Annotated in this window: 16 protein-coding genes and 1 pseudogene; 10 read left to right on the plus strand and 7 right to left on the minus strand. The window is 45.3% G+C overall.

The genetic code is table 11. From position 1 onward, the window contains the following. Nucleotides 1-159: 159 nt before the first annotated feature. A complete protein-coding gene (locus AB4375_RS12045; RefSeq protein WP_017069513.1) occupies nt 160-1,212 on the minus strand; it encodes a UDP-glucose--hexose-1-phosphate uridylyltransferase in 1,053 nt (350 codons plus the stop codon). A 228-nt stretch (nt 1,213-1,440) separates the two neighbouring features. Next, on the minus strand, nt 1,441-2,451 hold the full coding sequence (gene galE / locus AB4375_RS12050; RefSeq protein ID WP_372051670.1) for a UDP-glucose 4-epimerase GalE: 1,011 nt from the start codon (nt 2,449-2,451) through the stop codon (nt 1,441-1,443). 393 nt (nt 2,452-2,844) lie between these two features. On the opposite strand from galE, the gene ebgR reads away from it, so the two are divergent. The 9 genes from ebgR to AB4375_RS12095 all read left to right on the plus strand — a co-directional run bounded on the left by ebgR (nt 2,845) and on the right by AB4375_RS12095 (nt 18,374). Beyond that, nucleotides 2,845-3,828, plus strand: a complete 984-nt coding sequence (gene ebgR, locus AB4375_RS12055; RefSeq protein WP_017069515.1) for a transcriptional regulator EbgR — start codon at nt 2,845-2,847, stop codon at nt 3,826-3,828. A 324-nt stretch (nt 3,829-4,152) separates the two neighbouring features. Beyond that, complete coding sequence (ebgA, locus tag AB4375_RS12060) at nt 4,153-7,269, plus strand: beta-galactosidase subunit alpha (RefSeq protein ID WP_372051671.1); 3,117 nt, start codon at nt 4,153-4,155, stop codon at nt 7,267-7,269. 3 nt (nt 7,270-7,272) lie between these two features. Continuing rightward, nucleotides 7,273-7,725 (plus strand): beta-galactosidase subunit beta, encoded by a 453-nt coding sequence (locus tag AB4375_RS12065; RefSeq protein ID WP_128159590.1) that lies wholly within the window; start codon nt 7,273-7,275, stop codon nt 7,723-7,725. A 141-nt stretch (nt 7,726-7,866) separates the two neighbouring features. Further along, nucleotides 7,867-9,291 (plus strand): amino acid permease, encoded by a 1,425-nt coding sequence (locus tag AB4375_RS12070; protein WP_372051673.1) that lies wholly within the window; start codon nt 7,867-7,869, stop codon nt 9,289-9,291. Nucleotides 9,292-9,869: 578 nt separating this feature from the next. Further along, complete coding sequence (locus AB4375_RS12075; RefSeq protein WP_017069519.1) at nt 9,870-11,303, plus strand: amino acid permease; 1,434 nt, start codon at nt 9,870-9,872, stop codon at nt 11,301-11,303. A gap of 427 nt (nt 11,304-11,730) precedes the next feature. Further along, nucleotides 11,731-12,795, plus strand: a complete 1,065-nt coding sequence (gene ygjJ, locus AB4375_RS12080; RefSeq protein ID WP_004734431.1) for a protein YgjJ — start codon at nt 11,731-11,733, stop codon at nt 12,793-12,795. Between the two features lie 15 nt (nt 12,796-12,810). Further along, the gene (gene ygjK, locus AB4375_RS12085) at nt 12,811-15,210 is read left to right on the plus strand and encodes an alpha-glucosidase (RefSeq protein ID WP_372051674.1); all 2,400 of its coding nucleotides are present in this window, start codon (nt 12,811-12,813) and stop codon (nt 15,208-15,210) included. Nucleotides 15,211-15,602: 392 nt separating this feature from the next. Beyond that, the gene (locus AB4375_RS12090) at nt 15,603-16,943 is read left to right on the plus strand and encodes an MATE family efflux transporter (RefSeq protein ID WP_017060807.1); all 1,341 of its coding nucleotides are present in this window, start codon (nt 15,603-15,605) and stop codon (nt 16,941-16,943) included. Between the two features lie 321 nt (nt 16,944-17,264). Continuing rightward, nucleotides 17,265-18,374: a phosphatase PAP2 family protein gene (locus AB4375_RS12095; RefSeq protein ID WP_017069521.1), complete on the plus strand. Its 1,110-nt coding sequence runs from the start codon at nt 17,265-17,267 to the stop codon at nt 18,372-18,374. Nucleotides 18,375-18,413: 39 nt separating this feature from the next. Here the strand turns inward: AB4375_RS12095 and AB4375_RS12100 are convergent, their stop codons facing one another. Beyond that, a complete protein-coding gene (locus AB4375_RS12100; protein ID WP_017069522.1) occupies nt 18,414-19,346 on the minus strand; it encodes a LysR family transcriptional regulator in 933 nt (310 codons plus the stop codon). 101 nt (nt 19,347-19,447) lie between these two features. Here AB4375_RS12100 and chrA point away from each other — a divergent pair, with 101 nt between their 5' ends. Further along, on the plus strand, nt 19,448-20,593 hold the full coding sequence (gene chrA / locus AB4375_RS12105; RefSeq protein WP_017069523.1) for a chromate efflux transporter: 1,146 nt from the start codon (nt 19,448-19,450) through the stop codon (nt 20,591-20,593). Between the two features lie 113 nt (nt 20,594-20,706). Here chrA and AB4375_RS12110 read toward each other — a convergent pair whose 3' ends face one another. The 4 genes and pseudogenes from AB4375_RS12110 to AB4375_RS12125 form a co-directional block, all read right to left on the minus strand. Then, entirely contained in the window at nt 20,707-21,723 is a 1,017-nt protein-coding gene (locus AB4375_RS12110; RefSeq protein ID WP_017063313.1) for a lipopolysaccharide assembly protein LapB, read from the minus strand. Beyond that, nucleotides 21,720-22,691, minus strand: coding sequence for a type II secretion system F family protein (locus AB4375_RS12115; RefSeq protein WP_017063312.1), 972 nt, complete (start codon nt 22,689-22,691; stop codon nt 21,720-21,722). The genes AB4375_RS12110 and AB4375_RS12115 overlap by 4 nt, the downstream gene beginning before the upstream one ends. A 3-nt stretch (nt 22,692-22,694) precedes the next feature. Next, nucleotides 22,695-23,660, minus strand: a complete 966-nt coding sequence (locus tag AB4375_RS12120; RefSeq protein ID WP_017068203.1) for a type II secretion system F family protein — start codon at nt 23,658-23,660, stop codon at nt 22,695-22,697. 10 nt (nt 23,661-23,670) lie between these two features. After that, a pseudogene (locus AB4375_RS12125) lies at nt 23,671-24,981 on the minus strand (CpaF family protein); the annotation flags it as partial. Between the last annotated feature and the right edge of the window lie 79 nt (nt 24,982-25,060).

Here is a 25,060-nt window from a genome sequence, read left to right on the forward strand (position 1 = left end):
GTTATGGCCCCTTCACGGCACCACTTTAATTCTTTTAGATTCCCTATCTCATTCGTCTCTCACGGTAGGGAATGACAACATCAGCCTTTCACCTGCCGTCATTCCAGAATCGAGGGACGAGATATCAGGAATCTCGCTTGTTATCTACGAAGCAACGTATTACTGCTCTTTATAGTGAACGTCACTCAAATCACGCAGACGCTGCGCTGCTTGTTCTGCGGTTAAATCACGCTGAGACTCAGCCAACATTTCGTAGCCGACCATGAACTTGCGAACCGAAGCACTACGTAGCAATGGCGGGTAGAACAACGCATGCAGTTGCCAGTGATCGATGTCCGTGCCTTCTTCAAAGAACGGCGCATAGTGCCAACCCATTGAGTACGGGAATGAGCATTGGAACAAGTTGTCGTAACGACTGGTCAGCTTCTTAATCGCAAGCGCTAAATCATCACGCTGCTCGTCAGTCAGTTCGCTCATACGGCGAATGTGCGTTTTTGGTAGCAACATGGTTTCAAATGGCCACGCCGCCCAGTAAGGCACCACCGCAATCCAATGTTCAGTTTCAACCACAGTGCGAGAGCCGTCTTTCATTTCAGCTTCAACGTAATCCACTAAAAGATTCGAACCTTGTTGTTCGAAGTACTCTTTTAACAATTTCTCTTTGCGTTCAATCTCGTTGGGCAAAAAGCTGTTTGCCCAGATTTGACCGTGTGGATGTGGCTGAGAGCAGCCCATGGTCTCGCCTTTGTTTTCAAACGCTTGAACCCATAGGTAGTCTTTACCTAGCTCTTCAATCTGTTCATTCCATGTGTCGATAACACCGCGAATCTTGTTTACTGGTAACTCTGGCAGCGTTTTGCTGTGGTCCGGAGAAAAACAGATCACGCGGCTCAACCCGCGAACACCTTGAGTCTTGAATAGAGGGTTTTCAGACTCTGGAGCGTCAGGCGAATCGGGCATCAAGGCCGCGAAATCATTACTGAATACGTAAGTGCCGTCGTAATCTGGGTTTTCGTCGCCCGAGATACGCGTATTGGTTGGGCACAAGAAACACTCTTTCTCATACGCAGGAAGCTGCGCAGTCGATGGTTTTTCATCTTGGCCACTCCAAGGACGTTTTGCTCGGTGCGGTGATACTAAGATCCACTGACCCGTTAATGGGTTATAACGACGATGCGGGTGGTCTACTGGGTTAAATTCAACTTTTGACATGTTTAGATTGCTCTCAAATTTTGTGTCTTGGTCAATTCACCAAGATGAATAATTCTTCTACAAGGAGATTCCCTATCACGCTCGTGCCTCGCTGTAGGGAATGACGTGTAATCTCGTTGTGCTATTTGTGCAAAGGCCACCACTTCATAGCCTTATGCTCATCCGTCATTCCAGAATAAAGGCACGAGATATCTGGAATCTCTATTTTTTCAATAGCTTAAAAGTTCTTTAGTAACCTTGTGGGTTATTCGACTGCCAATTCCATGTATCCGCCGTCATCTCCATCACGCTACGCGTCGCCTTCCAGCCAAGCTCGCGCTCTGCTTTTTCAGTACTTGCCCAACATTCGGCAATGTCACCTGCGCGGCGTGGGCAAAGTTCATAAGGAACCGGTTTGCCCGATGCTTGTGCGAAGGCTTCAACCATCTCGAGTACACTTGAGCCTTTGCCCGTACCTAGGTTGTAAATGTGTAAGCCCGCTTTCTCGCCCACGGCTTTTAATGCTGCTACGTGGCCATCAGCCAAATCCATTACATGAATATAGTCACGAACGCCTGTGCCATCGACTGTTGGGTAATCGTTTCCAAAAACAGCCAGTTTTTCACGGCGACCGACGGCTACTTGAGCAATAAACGGCATTAAATTATTTGGGATACCTTGTGGGTCTTCACCCATAGTGCCCGATGGATGTGCGCCAACTGGATTGAAGTAACGCAGTAAAGTGACGCTCCAGTCGTTCTCCGCGTTGAACAGATCGCTCAAGCACTCTTCCACCATATATTTGCTGCGACCATAAGGGTTAGTTGTCGCGCCAGTTGGTGAAGTTTCAGTAATCGGCACTACTTCTGGATCACCGTAAACGGTAGCCGAAGAACTAAATACGATGCTTTTCACGCCCGCTTTCTTCATGCTTCGAGCTAACACCAGTGAACCATTGACGTTGTTATCGTAATATTCCAAAGGCTTAGCCACCGACTCCCCTACCGCTTTCAGGCCAGCAAAGTGAATCACCGCTTGGATATCATTTTCTGAAAACACGCGATCTAAAAAAGATTGGTCACGAATGTCGCCAAGATAAAACGTTGGTCGCTTGCCAGTTAACGATTCGATCCGTTCCAGCACTAGCTCTTTGCTGTTGCAAAGGTTATCAACAATGATCGGCTCCATACCTGCCTGTATCATTTGAATGCATGTATGACTTCCGATGTAACCTATGCCGCCCGTAACCAGTACTTTCACAATCAACCTCTCTTTGTCGTCATTCGTGGGCTAACTCGAACTGACATTCAGCTCAGTAGCACCGTATGTCAGAAATAGTAGCAGCCATTTTGACTATAATTCTGTGATCAAAACCACGAAGTGTAAACGTTTACACTAACTTTCATCATTGGAACTGATCATGACATAGAGAGAACGTATAGCTGTTAACCTCTAATTTATTGAATTTTAATAAGATAATTATAGACAGTTAGATTTGAGACATCACAGATGAGTTGAGCATTTATTTTACTAAAAGTTAATGCAATGACGTCCAGTTTGATTACAATAGGTCTGTAGAATAAAGAGGTGCATTGCTTTTTTACTAAATACCAATTTCAAAGCAGCGCAATGTTCCAATAACAGGAAGTGAGTATGGCAACGTTAAAAGATATCGCGACTGAAGCGAATGTATCATTGGCTACAGTTTCAAGGGTTCTCAATGAAGATCCAACATTAAGCGTCAAGGAAGAGACCAAAAGGCGTATCTTTGAAATTGCAGAGAAGTTGGAATACAAAACCAGCAGCTCACGAAAAACCGTTAGCAGTAAAAAACAAAACCATCACTTCCTAGCACTGTATAACTACAAGCAAGAAGCTGAGGTTAACGACCCTTACTATCTATCGATTCGCCACGGGATTGAAACCCAATGTGAAAAGATGGAAGTTAAGCTAACCAACTGTTATGAAAGTAAAATACAGATCAATTCAGCACCAATCACAGGTGTTTTGTTGGTGGGTAGAATGACACCAGAGGTTATCGAGCAAGCTAAAAAGCTGAGCGATAATATCTGTTATGTCGATTTTACCGATCACTCAGAACCTTATGACTCTGTCGATATCGACCTGGCTTTGATCAGCAAAGAGATCACCAACTTCTTTATCAACCAAGGCTATGAGCGCATCGGCTTTATTGGTGGCCAAGACGACGTCAATACCCCTGATATTCGTGAAGTCGCTTTTGCTGAATATGGTGGCCTCAAGAACGTTGTCAGTGAGCAAGACATCTACCGTGGTGACTTCTCTAGCTCATCAGGTTACAAGCTTGCAAAACAGATGCTCGCGACGGGCGACTACCCTAAAGCCATGTTTATTGCGTCAGATTCCATCGCAATTGGCGTTTTACGAGCAGTTCATGAGCACGGATTAAACATCCCTGAAGATATTGCGCTGATCAGTGTAAACGACATCCCAACAGCTAAATTTACCTTCCCATCTTTATCAACGGTTCGTATTCACTCTGAACTGATGGGAATTCAAGGCGTTAACCTGCTGATTGAAAAAGTACGCGACGGCCGAACCATCCCACTACGTGTCTATGTACCAAGCAAACTCAAGCTGCGCGATACAACAAAATAATTAAATATATCAAGTAGATAAATAAAGGCTACCTTTGTTGAAGGTGGCCTTTTTTGTGCCCGTCACATACATCAATCTCCACGTATCCCCCTCTTTAATCTGCTACATAAATCAGCCAATAGCATTCTTTTAAGTGGATCACACAGCACCGTAAAAAGACCATAAAAAACGTGATGAAGTTAAAGTAAAACGTTTTCACCAATTTCATTTAGTAAAACTTTTACTAATAATTACCTCAATCCAAAAATACTCGTATTCACTACGACCCAATTACGCATAAGAACGTCGGTCAGCAAACTGCATTCAGACCGAGAGAGAGGCAACGTGAACAACTGGGAAAACTTCCTGAACTTACATGAGAACCGTATGGCACCACGTGCTTACTTCTTCTCATACGCATCAGAAAAAACCGCTAAAACATTTCAACGTGAACTAAGCAGCCACTTCCAACTACTAAGTGGTCAATGGAATTTCAGCTACTTCACTAACCCGCTCTTGGTTCCTGAAGAGTTTTACTCTCAAGAGATGAGCGATTGGGGCCACATTACGGTGCCAAATATGTGGCAGATGGAAGGCCACGGCGATCTTCAGTACACAGATGAAGGTTTCCCATTCCCAATTGATGTACCTTTCGTACCGTCAGATAACCCGACAGGCGCATACCAACGTTCGTTCTTCCTTGGCGACAGCTGGAACGAGAAACAAACCATTATTAAATTCGATGGCGTAGAGACCTACTTCGAAGTTTACGTAAATGGTGAGTACGTTGGTTTCAGCAAGGGCAGCCGCCTAACCGCTGAATTCGATATCTCTAGCCACGTAAAAGCGGGCAACAACCTACTTTCTATTCGCGTGATGCAGTGGGCAGACTCCACCTACATTGAAGACCAAGACATGTGGTGGACAGGCGGCATCTTCCGTGATGTTTACCTTGTTGGTAAAGAACAACTTCACGTTCAAGACCTAATGGTTCGTACTGATTTTGACGACGCTTACCAAAGCGCGACCCTTTCGTGCAACGTTGCTCTAGAAAACCTAGCAGCAGCGACTAACGCAACTCTTGAGTACGCATTGCTTGATGGCAGCCAAGTTATCTCCCAAGGCTCAGTAGATAACTTAACTGTTCCTAACCAACAGACTGGCGGCAATGCGAACACTCAATTCTCTATCGATGTCGTGAACCCTGTTCAATGGAATGCTGAAAACCCATACCTTTACCAACTGTTGCTGACGCTAAAAGACACAGACGGCGAAGTGCTAGAAGTGATTCCACAGCGCGTTGGTTTCCGAGACATTAAAGTTCGCGATGGTCTGTTCTACATCAACAACAAATACGTGATGCTGCATGGTGTAAACCGTCACGACAACGACCACCTGAAAGGTCGTGCTGTGGGCATGGATCGCGTTGAGAAAGACCTAGTATTGATGAAGCAACACAACATCAACTCAGTACGTACCGCGCACTACCCGAACGACCCTCGCTTCTACGAGCTATGTGATATCTACGGCCTATTTGTTATGGGCGAAACCGATGTCGAAACACACGGTTTTGCTAACGTTGGCGACTTAAGCCGCATCACTAACGATACTGCTTGGGAAGCTGTGTTTGTTGAACGTATCGAACGTCATATCCACGCTCAGAAGAACCACCCTTCTATCATCATGTGGTCACTAGGCAATGAGTCAGGCTACGGCTGCAACATCCGTGCTATGTACGATGCAGCAAAAGCGATTGATGACACACGTCTGGTTCACTACGAAGAAGACCGTGATGCAGAAGTGGTTGATGTTATCTCTACCATGTACTCACGTGCTCAACTGATGAATGCCTTCGGCGAGTACCCACACGAAAAGCCACGCATTATCTGTGAATACGCACACGCAATGGGTAACGGCCCAGGCGGCTTAACTGAATACCAAAACGTGTTCTACAAGCATGATGCAATTCAAGGTCACTACGTTTGGGAATGGTGTGATCACGGAATCTTAGCTCGTGATGAAGCGGGTACTGAGTTCTATAAGTACGGCGGTGACTACGGTGACTACCCGAACAACTACAACTTCTGCATGGACGGTTTGATCTACCCAGACCAAACACCGGGCCCAGGCTTAAAAGAGTACAAACAGGTTATCGCACCAGTGAAGATCCGCGACTTCAATTCAGAAGACGGCACCTTCACCGTTGATAACAAGCTGTGGTTCTCAAACATCGATGACTACACCATCACTGCAGAAGTTCGTGCTGAAGGCGAAACCATTGCAGTACAACACATCAAGGTTGAAGAGTTGGCTGAAAACTCTAGCCGCGAACTGACACTTAACTTGCCAGAGCTTGATGAGCGCGAAGTATTTGTGAACTTTACTGTGCGCAAAGATTCTCGCACGCCTTACAGCGAAGCGAACCACGACATCGCGGTGTACCAATTCCAAGTGAAAGAGAATACAGCACAGCTAGAGGCCTTCACCAACAATAATGCAACGGCACTGAATGTTGAAGAGTCTCGTCTCGCTTACCTAATCAAAGGCCATAACTTCGCACTGAACTTCTCGAAAGTGAACGGCAAGCTGACGTCATGGTTGGTCAATGGCGAAGAGATGATTAAGTCAGAACCACGAATCAACTTCTTCAAGCCAATGATCGATAACCATAAACAAGAGCACGATGGTTACTGGGAGCCTGCACACCTACAGATCATGCAAGAGCACTTCCGCACGCTAAACGTTGAGCAAGTTAACGGCAAGGTAGAGATCACCACCACCAGCATCGTTGCTCCACCGGTATTTGATTTCGGCATGCGTTGTGAGTATCGCTACCAAATCAGTGCTGAAGGTCAACTGAACGTTGAGCTAAGTGGCGAACGTTACGGTGATTACCCTCACGTGATTCCAGTGATTGGTTTCGACATGGGCATTAACGGCGACTTCGACCAAGTCCAATATTACGGACGCGGCCCTGAAGAGAACTACCAAGACAGCAAGCAAGCCAACATGATTGATGTGTACCAATCAACCGTTGCAGACATGTTCGAGAACTACCCGTTCCCACAGAACAACGGCAACCGCCAACACGTTCGTTGGGCTGCGCTTTCAAGCCGCGCGGGTAATGGTATTGCAGTAAAACCACAGCAAGAAATCAACTTCAGCGCATGGTTCTACACCAACCAAAACCTGCACCAAGCACAACACACCATTGAGCTAGAGAAAAGCGGTTACATCACGTTAAACCTAGATCACCAAGTGATGGGCTTAGGCTCTAACTCTTGGGGCAGCGAAGTGCTCGACTCTTACCGCGTGTACATGGACGAGTTCCGCTACGGCTTAACTCTGATTCCATTCCAAGCAGGCGATTGCGACGCACAGCACCTAATCAATCACAACTTTGGCGATGAGTTTTTTACGGCGAATGCTCCAAAAGCTCAACCACAACTGAACGAGGCATAAACGATGATCGTTTTAGAGAACTTAGAACAATTTAAAGTCGTCTACCGCGATGGTCGTAAATGGCAACGCTGCGTAGAAGCGATTGAAAACATCGGCAACATCAAAGATGGCGTGATGTATTCAATTGGTGACTCACTGGCTTACATGATTGAAGACGGCGTGGCTCGCAACACAGAAAACTTCACCGGTAATCGTCGTTACTTCGATGTGCATTACTACCTAGAAGGCCGTGAAACGGTTGAGTTCGCAGCGAAATCAGAGCTAGAGCAGATCCAAGCTTATAGCGATGAAACCGACCGCGAACACCTGATGGGTAATGGCGAAACTCGTGAGCTAGTTGAAGGCCAAGTGGCGATCTTTGACAACAACCAGGCTTATCGTTTCCACGGTGATAACCGAGTTCGCAAAGTGGTACTGAAAGTGACCATTGAAGACGGTTACTTCCTCAATAAATAACAACAACCCTATCTATTCACAGTATGTAACGAGCCTTGCCGTTCAAGGCTCGAGCATACTGAACAAAGCCTCAATGCTTCCTCCCTACAAGGAAGCATTGAGAAATAACGACTATAATTACGTGATTCCTCGGAGGACACTATGTCTGAATCTGTACGCGGTAAGTTAGGCAAATTTGCCCTGCTTTCCATGACATTTGCAGCGGTATTTAACGTTCGCAACATCGTAAACAACAACATCGAATTGGGATTAAGTTCTGCTCCTATCTTTTTGCTTGCGACCCTTATTTACTTCATTCCGTTCGTATTCATTATTGCTGAATTCGTATCAGCAAATAAGAATTCTGAGTCAGGCATGTATGACTGGCTTAAAAAACCACTCGGTTCTAAAGCTGCTTACTTAGGCTCATTTTTATACTGGTTCGTAAACCTATTCTGGTTTGTATCTCTGCTACCAAACGTCATTGCTTACGCCTCTTACGCGATGCTGGGTTACGAATACGCCTTCTCTCCGCTAGTGACTTCGGTGATCTCGATTGTTCTGTTTGCTGCAGCAACCCACATTTCGACTAAGGGTGCGAGCTGGCTAGGCAAGATCTCTGAAATCGTGGCTTACGGTGTATTCGCACTATTCGCAATCTACGTTATCGGCGCACTAATGGCGCTAGGCGGCGACCACGTACCTGCTGAACCAATCACGCTTCAAGCTATGTCTCCGACCATTAACTGGGCGACACTGGGCATTATGTGTTGGATCTTCCAAGCAGCTGGCGGTGCAGAAACAGCGGCGGCTTACCTAAACGATGTGAAAGGTGGCCATAAGTCTTTCATTAAAGTAATCATCGGTGCGGGTATCGCTATCGGTTCTATGTACGCTATTGGCTCACTACTGGTAAACGTGTTCGTTGCTCGTGAAGACCTAACGTACGCAGGTGGTATGGTTGAAATCTTCACTGGTATGGCTCAGTTCTTCAACATCTCTGAATCTATGACAGGTCGCTTCGTTGGTATCGTTCTGTTCGTTGCTATGTTTGGCTCAATGATGATGTGGACAGCAGCACCAGTTAAAATCCACTTCTCTGAAATTCCGAAAGGCGTTTACGGCGAGAAGACAACAGAGCTAAACGAACATGGTGTTCCAGTTCGTGCAGCATGGTGGCAGTTTGCGTTCGTATTCGTGATGCTTGTGGTTAACGGCTTCGGGTCTGAATCAGTACAAGACATGATGAACACAGCAATCAACCTAACAGCGGGTACCGCAATGCTACCGCCTATTTTCATCATGGTGGCGTACTTTGTGTTCCGCTTGAAGCATGACGATACACCGCGTGATTTCCGTATGGGTACTCGCACTCAAGGTATGGCAGTGGTTTCTGTTCTGATTACTATCTTCGTTGTGAGCATGACAGCGTCAGCTTTCCCAACAGGTGTAGACCTAGTTCAAGCCTTCTTCATCAACGTATTTATGACAGCGGTATTCTCTGGCATTGCATGGTGGTGGATCTCTCGCTTTGAAAAGAAGCAAGCAGGCAAAGAAACTAAGCTAGAAACGGCTAAGCAGTCGTAACCTGAGTTAACCTTCAGCATTTATAAAAAAAGCGCCTAATACGGCGCTTTTTTCTATTTAAATCAACAAATTAAAAACCAACCAACAATAATAAAAACGCCATTCCGTCAAGTGTAAACCTCTCATAAACACCCATAAATAGCTAAATAAAACAGCTACAAAAACCAAGGTAAAATATTAACTAAATTTATTTACTCAAGGTCACATATTTGATCAATTTCGATTAACTTCCCGCCGCTTAATCTTTAATCTTCTTGCTGAAGAGACAAACTGATTCATATAAAAAAAGCGGCAAAAAACCCCTACAAGCCCTATAAATCGTCGCTCATGAAACAAGCAATCTCTTCAATGAACTTCTTAATCTTTAACTCTTTATTTTGGTAATAACTTTACTGAAACACCAGAGAGAAAAAGCCCAAAGAAGTCCGATCGTAAATCTATAAAAACAACAATGAGCCAACCCTGACAAAACAAAGCGGGTGTTTGCCAAACCAACATAACAATAAAAGTGCGGCCTAGAGCTTCCCTCTCTAGGACCAAGTTATAACGATCATCAACGTGATTCACCGGAGAACATCATGTCCGAAAATAAACGCAGTACGATAGGCAAATTTGCCCTACTGTCTATGACCTTCGCGGCGGTATACAGCTTCAATAACATCATTAATAACAACATCGAGATCGGCCTTTCCTCAGCTCCGATGTTCTTTCTAGCAACCATCTTTTACTTTGTGCCATTTTGTTTGATCGTTGCAGAGTTTGTGTCACTGAATAAAGACTCTGAAGCGGGTGTTTACTCTTGGGTTAAAAGCTCTCTAGGCGGCCGCTGGGCGTTTATTTCAGCTTACACCTACTGGTTTGTTAACCTGTTCTTCTTCACCTCTCTGCTCCCTAGAATCATCGCTTACGCGTCGTATGCGTTCTTAGGTTTTGAGTACATATTCACGCCAATGACCACCGCAATTCTAAGTACTATTTTGTTTGCGGTCGCGACTCATATCTCGAATAACGGTGCGAAATTACTGGGCCCTATCACCTCACTAACATCATCACTGATGCTGCTGCTAACGATGTCTTACATCTTGCTATCTGGCGGTGCTTTGGTAGGCGGTATCGAGCCAGCTGACCCAATCACCATTGAAGCCATGACACCAAGCTTCAACTGGGCATTCCTTGGCGTAATCACTTGGATCTTCATGGCGGCAGGCGGTGCAGAATCGGTCGCGGTTTACGTTAACGACATCAAAGGCGGTCACAAGTCTTTCGTTAAAGTCATCATCATTGCCGGTATCTTCATCGGTGCGCTTTACTCGGTAGGATCTGTGTTAGCAAACGTGTTTGTTTCGCGTGAAGAGCTTAAATTCACAGGCGGCTCAGTTCAGGTATTTGAAGGGCTAGCAAGACACTTTGGCCTGTCTGAAATCTTGATGAACCGTTTCGTTGGTGTGGTTTCATTCACGGCGATGCTGGGCTCTCTGCTGATGTGGACGGCAACACCCGTTAAGATTTTCTTCTCTGAAATCCCTAAAGGTATCTTCGGTGAGAAAACGGTCGCTCTAAACAAACAAGGCGTTCCAGAGCGTGCGGCTTGGATTCAGTTCTTGATTGTGATTCCACTGATGTTCATTCCGACACTGGCGTCCGATACGGTTCAAGATCTGATGAGTACCATTATCAACATGACAGCTGCAGCATCGATGTTGCCACCGCTATTCATCATGATCGCGTACCTTAATTTACGTTTGAAGTTGGATCACTTACCTCGTGATTTCAGAATGGGCTCACGTATGACAGGCATTACCGTGGTCTCGATTCTGATCGGCATTTTCACTGTTGGCTTCTTTGCGTCAACCTTCCCAACAGGTGCTGACATCATGACCATCATCTTCTACAACGTGGGCGGGATTGTTATCTTCCTTGGCTACGCGTGGTGGAAGTACGGAAAATATGAAAAAAGCTTATCTCCAGAAGAGAAAAAACTAGAAGCAAAACCTGAACCGGCGAACGCTTAGTTTACCCTGCACTCTGATTTAAACTTCGGGCACTCTGACTTAAACTTCAGGCACTCACATTTGGTGAGTGCCTTTTTATTTGTCGGTACATTTCCACTAACCATCTCGATTAAATCAAAGCCATTCAAGAATCAAAACATTCGAACCAACAATCTAACCACCCATCAAACAATTCACCTCCCGAATACTTACAACCCTAGCCATACCTCTGCAAATTCAACTGAAAGTCAAAATAAAAACAAAGTAAATATTTACTAAAAATAGATCACACTTTTAAACTTAATTAATTTTAAACATCAAAATTATCATTAATATTGGTTTTGCGATCGTAAGTAACCTGACCAATACGCCTTGAAGAGCACCCCATATTAGAAGTCAGAACTGCTTGCGAACCTTCATTTATAACCCCGACACAGAAGTGATTAAAATGAAAAGTAGTTTTACTAAAAACACTCTTATTACAAGCTGTATTCTTGCTGCCTTAAGTACCACTGCCCACGCGGAAGAGTCCGCAGCAAACCACAGTGATACTCAGCCTCCTCAGACAGAAACTGAAACCCTATTTAACTTTTATGGTGAGCTTGGCCTTGGTGGTCACGTGGCACTCGAAGGTGATGATAAAGGCCGCTACGCAGACGGTACTTACATTGAAGCTGGCTTGGCTATCGAGCACGGTAATTGGTTTGGTCTTGCTTATATGGAAGGCTGGACAGTACAAGCCGACGACGAAGGCAATGCTTGGGCAACGGGCCACGGCTGGGGCGGCTTTGAAGGTGGTTTCAACCGCTTTTACGCTGGCTACCGCACAGATAACAAAACAGAATTCATGATTGGTCGTATGGACTCTTCATTAGATGACGTTCAATGGTGGGGTGACCCTACGGTTGAATACGGCTACGCGATCTCAAACACGCGAGACGTGCACCTTGGTGTGAAGATTCAAAACCTAGAAGGCAAGCTTCGCTACAGCGTTTCTTTCGCGCCAGAGTCTGACTTCTCTGAAGACGATGCTCTTGTTCACTTCGGTAAATACGACAGCTTCGCAGACCAATGGAAAGATAAGAACGCCATGGTCAATGGTTACCTTCAATACGATCTGACCGACGACTTAACCCTAATGGGTGGTGGTGAAGTTCGTAACAACGATGGTGGTGAACTATTGCTATTGGGTGCTGAGTACAAAAACTTCGCCACTCGTGTTTGGCACGATACAGATAAAGGCAACCAAGAGTCTTTCGGTAGCGAGTCTGGTATTCAAACCAGTGCATGGTACGAAGCGGCACAAGGCGTTTACCTATCTGCAGCCTACAACTACGCAAACTTTGACGGTGACAATGGCGACAAAGAAATCACCTCTTACATCAATGCTGGCGTTTGGTATGAATACGGCAACGGCGCGTTTGCGACTGCTTTCGATAGCCGCTTTGGCGTAGGCAGCGACACTGAAATCGGCGACGCTCAGGTGTTCGCAATGCAATACTTCTACTGGTAATAACAGGAATTGATCATGAAACTGAATAAATCATTCGCAGCTCTCGCTATCGGTGCAGCCCTTGTCGTTACTGGTTGTGCTTCAAACTCAATCTCTGGCTCAGGCTCAGGCTCTGACACAGAGCAACTACAAGCCAACGAATTTAAGAACGTTATCGACCGTACTGGCTCACCTGAATACATGCGTGACTACGACTTCGATGACCACCAACGCTTTAACCCATTCTTCGACCTAGGTGCATGGCACGGTCATCTGCTGCCAGACAGTGCAGAAGGCATGGGCGGATTCCCAGGTACAGCACTGCTTACCGAAGAATATATCAACTTCATGGCTGATAACTTCGACCGCCTAAGCGTGTTCAAAGACGGCAAAAAAGTGGCTTTCACTATGGAAGCTTATAGCCTACCGGGCGCATTGGTTCAGACGCTAAAATCTGACGATGTGACCGTAGAAATGACGATGCGTTTTGCTTCAAACCGTACCTCTCTGCTAGAAACAAAAATCACTACCGACTCACCGGTTGAATTAGTGTGGGATGGTGAACTGCTAGAAAAGACGCACGCCAAAGAAGGCGTGGCACAAACCGACAAAACAATCGCTGAAACTTACCCTGAGTATGACCGTCAAATCGTCGCAACCGACGATGGCCTAAAGGTGACCTTCGGTAAGGTTCGTTCGACATGGGATCTACTGACTTCTGGTGAGTCTGAATACCAAGTTCACAAGTCGATTCCAACGAAAACCACGGTTGATGGTTTAGCGTTTACTTCAACGGCAAACATTGAAGCATCGACGACTATCTACACCACATACTCGCATGTTCTAACGGCAGAAGAAGCGCAAGCGGAACAGCCTGAAATCAAAAAGATCATGGCAAACCCTACCGACTTCTTAGCCGCATCAGCAGAACGTTGGGAAGGCTATCTTGAGATGGGTTTAACCAACCTGAACGCGACACCAGAGCAAGAGCGTGTTGCGGTTAAAGCGATGGAAACCCTAAACGGTAACTGGCGTGGCGCTGCAGGTGCGATGGAGTTTGACTCTGTGACACCATCAGTAACGGCACGTTGGTTCTCGGGCAACCAAACTTGGCCTTGGGACACATGGAAACAAGCCTACGCGATGGCTCACTTCAACCCAGACGTAGCGAAAGATAACATCCGTGCAATGTTCGCTTACCAAATCCAAGCCGACGATGCCGTTCGCCCTTGGGATGAAGGCTACGTGCCAGACTTACTTGCTTACAACCTAAGCCCAGAACGTGGCGGCGACGGCGGTAACTGGAACGAACGTAATACCAAACCAAGCCTAGCTGCATGGGCCGTGATGGAAGTCTACAAGACCACCAGCGACGAAGCTTGGCTAGAAGAGATGTATCCAAAGCTAGTGGCATACCATGATTGGTGGCTGCGCAACCGTGATAACAACGGCAACGGTGTTCCAGAATACGGCGCAGCACGCGATAAAGCACACAACACACCTGAAGGCGAAATGTACTTCACCGTGGTTCGTGGCGATAAGCACGAAACAGTCGTAGGCCAAGCAGCACTGGATAAAGTGGTAGCAGAAGGCAACTACGATTACATCGAGAGCCCGGCACAAACGGCTGCATCTTGGGAATCAGGCCGTGACGATGCTGCAGCCTTTGGTTTCATCGATAAAGACCAGCTAGACGCCTACGTTGCCAACGGCGGCAAACGCAGTGATTGGGATGTTGAATTCGCTCAAAACCGCGCGGAAGACGGCACCTTGTTAGGCTACTCACTGCTACAAGAGTCGGTTGACCAAGCAAGCTACATGTACAGCGATAACAAGTACCTAGCAGAAATGGCTGACATTCTAGGTAAAGACGCCGAAGCAAAAGAGTTCCGTGAAAAAGCAGAGCACCTATCGAACTACATCAACACTTGTATGTTCGATGAGAGCACTAACTTCTTCTACGACATTCGCATTGAAGACAAACCACTAGCCAATGGCTGTGCAGGCAAACCGATTGTAGAACGTGGTAAAGGCCCTGAGGGTTGGTCACCACTGTTCAACGGTGCAGCAACACAAGCTCACGCTGATGCCGTGGTCTCTGTGATGAAAGATACCTCAGAGTTCAACACCTACGTTCCACTGGGCACAGCTGCGCTTTCTAGCCCAGCATTTGGCCCAGATATTTACTGGCGTGGACGTGTATGGGTAGACCAGTTCTACTTCGGCCTAAAAGGTATGGACAGCTACGGCTACCGTGACGATGCGATTGAAATGGCAGGCGCATTCTTCGACCACGCCGATGGCTTGGTACAAGACGGTCCTATCCGTGAGAACTACAACCCGCTAAACGGTGAACAACAAGGTGCTCCAAACTTCTCTTGGAGTGCTGCCCACCTATACATGTTATACAACGATTTCTTTACTGACGCAGAGTAAGTAAAAACCTATACCTGTCTTCTGAAATTCAATGAAAATCTAACCTCATAAATTTCAGACTTTGGCACTCAGTTTCTCGCTGAGTGCCTTTTTTATATCTGAAGTAACGTAAGCGAAAAACAAGCACTTAGACCATTTGGCCTACCATGATCCTTTTACTCTGTTCGTTGTACTCAGCTAACACAGGCAAGCTTTTACTCACAAAAAGCAAAGAGTGCTCTTGCTATGAAATCCCATTCAAAAATTTCATCACCCTCACTGAAATATTGAATTCTGAAGACTTATTCGAATTTTATTTATCCTTATTAGCCTTCCGGACATTAATTTGATAGTCGTTTACTAAATAATAGCTAAACTATAGCGTCGCCTACCCCTTTTTTGAGAAAACCTAAATGCCTAATGCTGATTCCACCCTAAACAAACGTATGGGAATCGTTGCGCTCACCTGGCCAATTTTTATCGAAGTTCTTTTAAGAACCGCACTCAACACCAGTGATGTATTCATGTTATCGGGATACTCGGACAAAGCCGTGTCTGCCGTTGGTGTTATTTCTCAGATATCCTTTTTCCTGATCATTGTCTCGACCATGGTCAGCAGTGGTACGGGTATTCTAATCGCGCAATACAATGGTGCTTCCCGCACTCAAGAGAGCGCTCACGTGGGTGTAGCAAGTATCATTCTGGCCATTATTGCCGGTGTGCTACTGAGTGTGATTGCCGTTCTTGTTGCTGAATATTTTATCCCGCTTTATCAACTCGAACCTCAAGTCGAACAGTACGCGCAAGAATACCTGTTCATCAGTGGTGCTCTCACCTTCAATGTAACCATAGGTGTGGTTCTCACCACTATTTTGCGCAGTCATGGCTATTCAAAGTCACCGATGGTGATCAATATGATTGCAGGTGTCATCAACGTATTCGGTAACTACTGTGCCTTATATCAACCTTTTGGTTTGCCTGTATACGGCGTGCAAGGGGTTGCGACCGCGACCGTCATTAGCCAAGTAATCGGAATGTTGATCTTGATTGGTGTGGTCAGAAGCAAAGGGATTTATCTACCAGTGAAGCAGTTTAAATCTGTGCCGAAAGCCATCTATCAAAAAATCATGAAGATCGGCTCGATGAACGCTGGAGAAGTGCTCTCTTATAACATGGCTCAGATCAGCATTACCTTCTTTGTAGTGCAAATGGGTACGTCTTCACTGGCTGCGTTTACTTACGCACAAAACATCGCTCGCCTCTCTTTTGCGTTTGCACTGGCAATTGGTCAAGGCAGCCAAATCCAAACAGGCTATTACATTGGTAAGGGTTGGATCGACGAGATTACCAAGCGCGTGCAACGTTACTTTGTGGTTGGCTTTATCGCGTCAACCGCGATCACCTGCATGGTGTATGTGTTCCGTTTCGAAATTCTCGATCTGTTCACGCAAGATCCAGAGATCATTGCGCTAACGGCGGCACTGATTGCAGGTTCCATCATTCTTGAAGCTGGACGAGTATTTAACCTTATCTTTATCTCTTGTCTAAAGGCTGCTGGCGACATTAAATTCCCGATCAAAATGGGCATTCTCAGCATGTGGGGCATTGGGGTTGCCATGAGCTATTTGCTTGGCGTGCATTGGGGTTATGGCGTATTGGGTGCTTGGATGGCAATCGCGATGGACGAGTGGTTCCGTGGAATCATCATGGCCTATCGCTGGCGAGCTAAGAAATGGACTCGATTCTCTTTTTAGGTTGTTGTTGATACGTCGAAATTTATCTCGACCAAAGAAAAAAGCGCTAGGGGGAGCTAGCGCTTTTAAGACCAACTAAGTCCGTTTAGCCTGGTAGATTTTTAAGCTATATAATGAGGATATAACCAATTTTTTTACTTAGGTAAATCAAAAAGCCTATTCTTTACGACTGCCTTGAGTCGTAAATTAAGTATAGTCGGGTTGTGAAAAATGGAAGGAATTATTTCATTTATTTTTGTCGCAGAGACCAAGCCCAGAGTAGAAAAACAGCTCAGATGAACTAACCTTTAATCATGATTGGAAATCTTGAGGAGGGACTATATGGATTCAGAAACGACCACCGCCAAGCCCGCGCCTCGAAAAGAACAATCAACCTTGCTAGCTTCCCTACTCCATGAATTTAGAAGAAACAAACTGATTTTATGGTACGTGGCATTCATTGCTCCGCTCACCTTAACCATCAACCTATTTGTCCCAAATAATATGAAGTATGACATCTATAGTTATATCGATGTCTTAATTACCATTTGCTATGTCACTTTTATTATCTGGGCAACGTATTATTACTGTTATTTACTGTTTAAGAGAGAAAAAAAACCGACTATACGATTCATCAAAAAAGTGAAATCACTGCTATTTCCTATCTCGAAACCCATTTACTTTGTCTTGTTAATGCTCGCTTTGAACATCTCATTTTCGAGTTACACGTTTATCAAATCACTCATCCCGCACTTCAATCCTTACACTTTAGACCTCGCTTTTTACCACTTAGATAAGTGGTTGCACTTTGGCGTATCTCCATGGGAACTCACACACTTCTTCCTGCCAAATGCAGCTTCAACTTTGGTGATGAACTTCTTATACAACTTATGGTTTTTTCTGATGTGGGGAATGTTACTTTTTTTCGTCATCTATCGAAAAGATGACCAACTTCGTAATCAGTTTATCCTGACCTTTTTGATATCTTGGTTTCTCCTAGGTAACGTCATAGCGACGCTGTTGTCGTCTGCGGGACCCGCCTACTTTCACCACTTCTATGAACAAGATCTCTATCTTAGGTTAATGGAACGTCTACAAGCGCAAGACCTCCAGTTAAAGCAAGCGAATCTATTCCCACTTTGGATGCTATCCGCGCAGGATATGCTTTGGGATAGCTATGTTACTGGCATAAGAGGCCGAGGAACGGGAATATCTGCGATGCCTAGTTTGCATGTCACTATCGCAGTGTTAATGGCAATGACAGCATTTAGGTTGAACAAAAAGCTGGGATATTTGGCGTGGGGTTATGCTTTTATTGTCCAGATCGGCTCCGTTCACTTGGCTTGGCACTATGCAATCGACGGATACTTAGGGGCGATATTAGTCGTCGCTCTTTGGCACGCTATTGGTTACTGGTTGCGAAGACGGACACCACCAATCAAAGCTCCATAAACTAGATATGTCCCACCCTTTATCACATCGGATAACGAGTTAATCTCTTCGACCCGTTACTTCTTCAACAGCCTGACTAATGGTTTTTCTCAGGTGGATACTTTTATCATCGAGTTGCTTTCCCTTGCGGTAAACAAGTTGAATGTCAAAATCAGGAACCTCTATCGGCGGGGCAACGGCTATCAGCGAGCTCTCCACATTAGGGTCAGTTCGGGCGACCAACTTAGGCACGATACACAGCAACTTCCTGCCACTTATCAGTCGTTTTACCGTCAAAAAATTACTCGATGCAATCGCCACTTTTCTCGTATAACCGAGTTCCGCTAATTTAATATCTACACCCGTTTTTAGAGAACCATTGGGGGAAACTAATGCATGCTCGACAGACACAAATGTCTCTAGCGACATCGGCAGTTCAACACCAAGCACTGAGCTATCAAGTAAGCAAACATGCTGCTCGGTGTAGAGTTGATCAATACCAAACAGCTTAGGCACCTCTCCAAAACTACCTATCGAGATATCCAGCTTTGCCTCTTCAAATACTTGCTGATAGTTGCCTCGATTAACATTAAAAAATGCGACTTGAGAGTTTGGTGAAGCTTCTTTGATCAAATCGAATATCATTGGGCCAAACATCTGCTCTGCGTAATCCGTCAACCCTATTTTCCAGCTCCCTTTGAAACTCTCGGTCTCAAAACGTTTAGATAACAGAACTTCAGACTGGATGGTATTCAGTAGCGCGTCCACGGTACTTGATAGTTCAATGGCTCGGTCGGTCGCCTCCATCTTGCTACCTACACGCTCAAACAAAGTGTCATCAAACAACTTTCGTAGCCTTTGTAAGCTATGGCTCATCGCTGATTGGCTGACATAACAACGCTCAGCAGCCTTACTCACGCTATTCGTTTTATACAAAGCCTGCAGTGCAATCAACAAGTTAAGGTCGACCCCTTTCCAATTAAAATCAGCCATGCTAATCAACCCATTTCATTCATAGTTATAATTAAAACAATTAATTTGAATCATAGTCTAACTCCACCTAAATTACGCTAAACATTTATCTGGAATCGATCATGCTTTCAATTTTTAAAACCTTTTTCTGGCTTGGCTGGATTAGCTTTGGTGGACCAGCAGCACACATTGGCTACTTCCGTAAAACCTTTGTTGAGAAACTGAATTGGTTGTCCGACGAAGAGTACGGGCAGATTGTCGCTCTTAGCCAATTTCTACCGGGCCCAGGTTCAAGTCAGGTTGGCTTTGCGGTTGGCTACAAGAAAGGTGGATTAACAGGTGCTATTGCTGCATTTGTCGGCTTCACCTCCCCATCTGTGATTCTGATGCTGATATTGGCGTTAGTCAGCAACCAGCTATTGGAAGCACCACTTTTCAATTCAATCATTCACGGGCTTAAGTTATTAGCGGTAGTGGTTGTGGCTGATGCTACCTTTGGTATGTACAAGAACTTTTGCCAATCAAAGATAGCAACCGCCTTATGTGTGATTACCGCGATTGTTCTGCTACTGATTCCAGGCATCTGGCCTCAAGTTTTAGTGCTTCTATTTGCAGCAATGGTTGGCAGTAAGTTCTTGACGTCTCAAGAGCTCAAAACGATACCTTCAACGCAAAAAATATCGGTAACGCCTCTGGTGATTTTTGTTGCTTTGCTGGTTGGTCTGCCTCTATTCAGTGCTTACTCTCAAGGTATTGAAGTGTTTGGCCTGTTCTACCAAGCAGGTAGCTTAGTATTCGGTGGCGGCCACGTGGTACTTCCGTTGCTACAAAATGGTATTGGTGACCAACTGTCTCAAGATGCCTTCCTAACAGGTTATTCAGCAGCACAGGCAGTACCAGGGCCTATGTTTACACTTGCGACTTACTTAGGTTATGTATTGATGCCATCGGCACCGATCACAGGCGCACTACTCGCAACGATTGCTGTGTTCTTACCGGGCTTCTTATTGCTACTCGGTATATTGAAAAACTGGCAGGCGATTGCAAGCAAACCTTTGGTGGCAGGCGCTCTTACTGGTGTGAATGCGGCGGTTGTCGGTTTATTGTTGGCAGCGCTATATCAACCGATCTTCACAAGCGCAGTAAGCAGCGGCATAGACTTCGCTCTGATCATTGTTGGTGTGTGGTTATTGAAAACAATTAAGATGCCGATTGTAGGTTTAGTGGGTACCTTTATCGCCGCTGGTGCGATGCTTAACTATTTATAATTAAGCACTTAGATACCCAACTTTAGATACTAAACTGAGTTACAAATAATAGCCCCTGATCAGGAAACTCATCAGGGGCTATCTTATTTAGAATGACTTAACTTGATAGGGCGTTATATCGGGGTGCTGGCTTTCATTTCCCTTACCTCTGCCAACGCTCTATTTAGGTTCTCATTAGCAATTTTGTAGTAAGACGGCTTTTTATCGATCGCTTGTTGAAGATAAGGAATCGCTTCATCAGGTCGACCTTGGAGAATTAAAAAATACCCGACATTATTCAACGCTTCGGGAGCATCCATATGACGCATAAAAACGTTGATCGCCTTTTTCACATCGCCGGAAGCTAAGTAAATAAGGGCAAGGTTATTCTGAGCTTTCTCATTGTTAGGCTCAATCTCTAACGCCGAACGAGTGTATTGATACGCTTCTTTGTAGTTGCCATACATGTAATGGGAGTAGCCCATGTTCAACAAGGCTTTTACTGAGGTTTTATCGATAGTGAGCGACTTTTTAAAATACTCTTGAGCTATTTGATGCTTACCTTCAACATCCTCCAATACCCCAATTCCCATATAAGCGAGTGCTGGCGACATGCTATCCACCTTCAAGCCAGCAACTTCACTTTGGCTTAACGCTTGGTAATTTTTAGTCGTTTCACTGCTTTTCAAGCGAACTTGATCGGCATTAATCGCTTTAAAAAAATAACTTCGTCCTTCATCGGTGCGGCGCTGCTTGGTATATAGAACCCCAAGTTGCTCCAACACTTCAGTATGCGCCGGATTAAAATCTAGTGCCGCCAGATAGGCTTTTTCAGCGAGCGCGTAGTTGCCTCTCGATGAGTGAATTCGGCCAATCGTAAACAGCGTTTTATCGTGAAACTCTTGCTCAGGGAAAGACAGAGATCGGATGTACTCATAAAGCGCTAGATCGATATTGTTATCTCTCAGCGCCACATCACCACGCATGATCGCTTCTTTTTCACTAACCGGAGGATCGTCACTGGTTAAGGTGTCAATGGGCTTCCCCGAATACAACTCAGCATCAAACTGATTGGTTGGCTCATCAGAAGAAGCACACCCTAAAACTAATAGCGGCAGCAAAAGTAAAACCATTCTGTTCATTAGCATCATAAACCAACTCCTGGCGCACTTAATGCGTCCATAACAATCATCATCCCAGGTCCTAGGGCAACAATAAAAAAACACGGCCAAATAAATAACAACATAGGAAACAACATTTTAGTTGGTATTTTTGCTGCAATCTCTTCCGCAGCTTGTTGGCGCTTATCTCGAAAATCTTCGGTATAGTCTCGTAACGTTTGCGCTAAGCTCCCCCCCATTCTGGAGGCATGTGAGAGCAAAGAGACGAGCCCGTCTAATTCATGAAGGCCAGTCCGTTCGACAAGTTGACTCAAAGCATCTGGCATCGTGACACCCGCCTGAATTTTGGCAAAAACCGTATCCAGCTCATCGGCAAGTTCGGGCTGTGAGATGTATAACTCATTAGCAACTCGTCCCAGCGCCGCATTAAAGCCAAGGCCTGATTCAGTACAAACCACCAAAAGGTCGAGCGCGTCAGGTACCCCATTTCTAATTTTTCTCTGTCTCTCTTTTTGCATTTTACTCAATACAAAGTTGGGTAAAAACGTGCCGACAAAGATACAAGTCACAATCAATAAGTTGTTATAACTGTCACCAATCGCCAGATAAAACACCACGAACGCACAGACAAACCCGATAAGAGCGGAAAGCACTTTGATGGAATAAAAGACTGAAAGCGCACTTTTTTCATGGTATCCAGCGTGCATGAGCTTTTCTGAATAGCTTTCGTTGTCCTTTTTGTTCCCTCGCCCAATAAATGGCGTTAACGACTCCAAGGTATTCGTAAAATCATAAGACTTCCGGCTGCCCGTTTGGCTACCTCCAGAAATCTGTTTTAACTTTTTATCCAACGGTGAACGAGCGCCAACAAAAAGAAAACCAAGAGTGAGGGTAAGTAACATCGTGGTCAGCAAAATCATCCCGTAGAGTAAGGTTTGACTGCTGATCCCGAACTCAGAGAGTGCTTGTTTCCATACTTCTAAATCAAAGAATTCCATAATTTATATCTCGATATTTATTATTTTTCTTATCCACAATGCCCCAATCGCCAACAAGATCACTCCAATACTGACCATCGATATTCCTCTAGGGTCACTGTACAAAGGCTCAATGTATTCAGGGTTTACGAATTTAAGACCGAAAAACAGGGCAAACGGAGAAAGGGTCAGTATCCAAGCAGAAAGGCGACTCTCAGCTGAGAGGGTTTTGATCTTTCTTTCGAGTTTAAAGCGGGCTCTTAATACCTCAGATACTTTTTGCAGATTCTCAGAGAGGTTCCCCCCTGTCTCTTTCTGCAACATGACGGCACTTGAGAAAGCCAACATCGAAACGGTCGGTGCTCGCTCTGTCATTTGCATGATCGCGAGCCTCAAGTCGTAGCCATAATTAAGCAGGTTATAGGTGTTCTTAAACTCAACACCGATCGGCTCAGGCATCTCTTCACCCACCTCATTGAAAGACTGAACCAATGGCTGCCCCGCTTGTAAGGCTCTTCGAATAATATCCAGAGCCTCTGGCAGCTGCTCTTCGAATCGAGCCATCCTGTATGTCACTCTATTTTGGACAAACAGATAAGCGACAACCCAAGCGAAGACGAAAGCGGCTACACAAATGAACCACACTTGATTAAACACTAAAGTCATTAAAGCCAATAAGGTTCCGCACAAAAATACGATGAACAAAAAGCGACTTAACGTAAGGTGGAGACCCGCTAATTCCAGCATACGTTTTAGGTCGGCAAAGAAAGGAATCACAATTAATTTTCGGTCGAGCGGTGATAGCTCTTTGTTGTAGTGCTCTTTTAAGAGCGACAAGCTCTCTTCATCAATATTTCTTTGTGTCTCTTTTAGACGGCGAGATAACTCTTTGTGTTTGGCTTTTTTCCCGGCTGCTGGCAATAACAAGGCTTGCGAAATAAACAACACCGCAACAAACAATAGGACCAGCGAGACAGTTACGTTATCCATAATCCGTTCCTCAGCTATGTGATTCAGTAAAGAGCTCAAAAGGCAGATCAAGACCACGCTTAACCAATTGGTCATGAGACTGAGGCACTACACCGGTTGCGGTGTAATAACCTAAAATATTGCCATGCTCATCGATGCCTTGACGCTGAAAGTGGAAGATCTCAGACATAGTGATGACCTCTCCTTCCATACCATTGATCTCTTGGATACTAACCATACGGCGCTTACCATCTTCTTGCCTTTCCATCTGAACTACTAGATGGATAGCAGAAGCAATCTGCGCTCTGAGATTTTTGGTAGAAATGTTCCAGCCCGCCATCGAAAACATGTTCTCTACACGGCTTAGTGCATCACGAGGGGTGTTGGCGTGAATGGTTGCAAGGGAACCGTCATGCCCGGTATTCATCGCAGCCAACATATCGACCGCTTCACTACCACGCACCTCCCCGACAACGATACGGTCAGGTCGCATACGTAACGTGTTTTTCACTAGCTCTCGCTGACTTATCTCACCTTTTCCTTCAAGGTTTGCCGGACGAGTTTCAAGACGAATAACATGGGGTTGCTGGAGTTGAAGCTCTGCGGAATCTTCTATTGTGATGATTCGTTGATCTCGTGGGATGAAACCAGAAAAGATATTAAGCGTCGTGGTTTTCCCTGACCCCGTACCGCCTGAAATTAATATATTGAGCTCACCTTTAACGGCCGCTTCGACAAATTTCGCCATTTGCGGAGAGGCTGACTTATATTCCAGCAAGTTGTCCATAGTTAGGCTGTCTACCGCAAAGCGTCGTATGGATACCGATGGGCCATCTAAGGCAAGAGGTGGGATAATTGCATTTACCCGAGAGCCATCGGCCAATCGTGCATCCACCATAGGAGAGGCTTCATCAATTCGACGTCCCACTTGGCTAACAATACGGTCAATGATGTTTCTAAGGTGTCGGTCATCCAAAAACGTATAAGGGGTCTTTTCTAATTTACCACCTCGCTCGACGAACACATTCTTAGGCCCGTTAACCAAAATATCGGATACGGTTTTATCGGCCAGCAATGGTTCTAAAGGCCCTAAACCAAACACTTCATCTTCGATTTGTTTGATCACTCTTTTCCGACCTTCCGCACTCAGAGCATGGCTTTGATCGTCTGCCATTAGCTGAACAATCGCTTCATGAAGGTCAACTTTAGCGCGCTCTTTATCAAGGCTTGAAAGCAGCCCAAGGTCGAGTGTCTCTAAGAGTTGCTTATGGAAATAATGCTTAATTGATAACTCTTGTTCTAAGACTTTTTTTGCTTCATTAACCGATTTTTCTTGTTCTTCGCTGGCATCTAGCCCTTTAAGAACAACAGAATCACTAACGGCTCCTTGAGGAAAGGCAGCAATATTCTCGCTCTCTTGT

The sequence above is a fragment of the Vibrio sp. 10N.261.51.C6 genome, from assembly GCF_041471785.1.
Taxonomy (GTDB): domain Bacteria; phylum Pseudomonadota; class Gammaproteobacteria; order Enterobacterales; family Vibrionaceae; genus Vibrio; species Vibrio crassostreae_C.

Bases quoted from the DNA above. Each gene is read 5' to 3' on its own strand.
- AB4375_RS12045 (WP_017069513.1), bottom strand. From the start codon at position 1,212: ATGTCAAAAGTTGAATTTAACCCAGTAGACCACCCGCATCGTCGTTAT.
- ebgR (WP_017069515.1), top strand. From the start codon at position 2,845: ATGGCAACGTTAAAAGATATCGCGACTGAAGCGAATGTATCATTGGCT.
- AB4375_RS12065 (WP_128159590.1), top strand. From the start codon at position 7,273: ATGATCGTTTTAGAGAACTTAGAACAATTTAAAGTCGTCTACCGCGAT.
- AB4375_RS12070 (WP_372051673.1), top strand. From the start codon at position 7,867: ATGTCTGAATCTGTACGCGGTAAGTTAGGCAAATTTGCCCTGCTTTCC.
- AB4375_RS12075 (WP_017069519.1), top strand. From the start codon at position 9,870: ATGTCCGAAAATAAACGCAGTACGATAGGCAAATTTGCCCTACTGTCT.
- ygjJ (WP_004734431.1), top strand. From the start codon at position 11,731: ATGAAAAGTAGTTTTACTAAAAACACTCTTATTACAAGCTGTATTCTT.
- ygjK (WP_372051674.1), top strand. From the start codon at position 12,811: ATGAAACTGAATAAATCATTCGCAGCTCTCGCTATCGGTGCAGCCCTT.
- AB4375_RS12090 (WP_017060807.1), top strand. From the start codon at position 15,603: ATGCCTAATGCTGATTCCACCCTAAACAAACGTATGGGAATCGTTGCG.
- AB4375_RS12095 (WP_017069521.1), top strand. From the start codon at position 17,265: ATGGATTCAGAAACGACCACCGCCAAGCCCGCGCCTCGAAAAGAACAA.
- AB4375_RS12100 (WP_017069522.1), bottom strand. From the start codon at position 19,346: ATGGCTGATTTTAATTGGAAAGGGGTCGACCTTAACTTGTTGATTGCA.
- chrA (WP_017069523.1), top strand. From the start codon at position 19,448: ATGCTTTCAATTTTTAAAACCTTTTTCTGGCTTGGCTGGATTAGCTTT.
- AB4375_RS12110 (WP_017063313.1), bottom strand. From the start codon at position 21,723: ATGATGCTAATGAACAGAATGGTTTTACTTTTGCTGCCGCTATTAGTT.
- AB4375_RS12115 (WP_017063312.1), bottom strand. From the start codon at position 22,691: ATGGAATTCTTTGATTTAGAAGTATGGAAACAAGCACTCTCTGAGTTC.
- AB4375_RS12120 (WP_017068203.1), bottom strand. From the start codon at position 23,660: ATGGATAACGTAACTGTCTCGCTGGTCCTATTGTTTGTTGCGGTGTTG.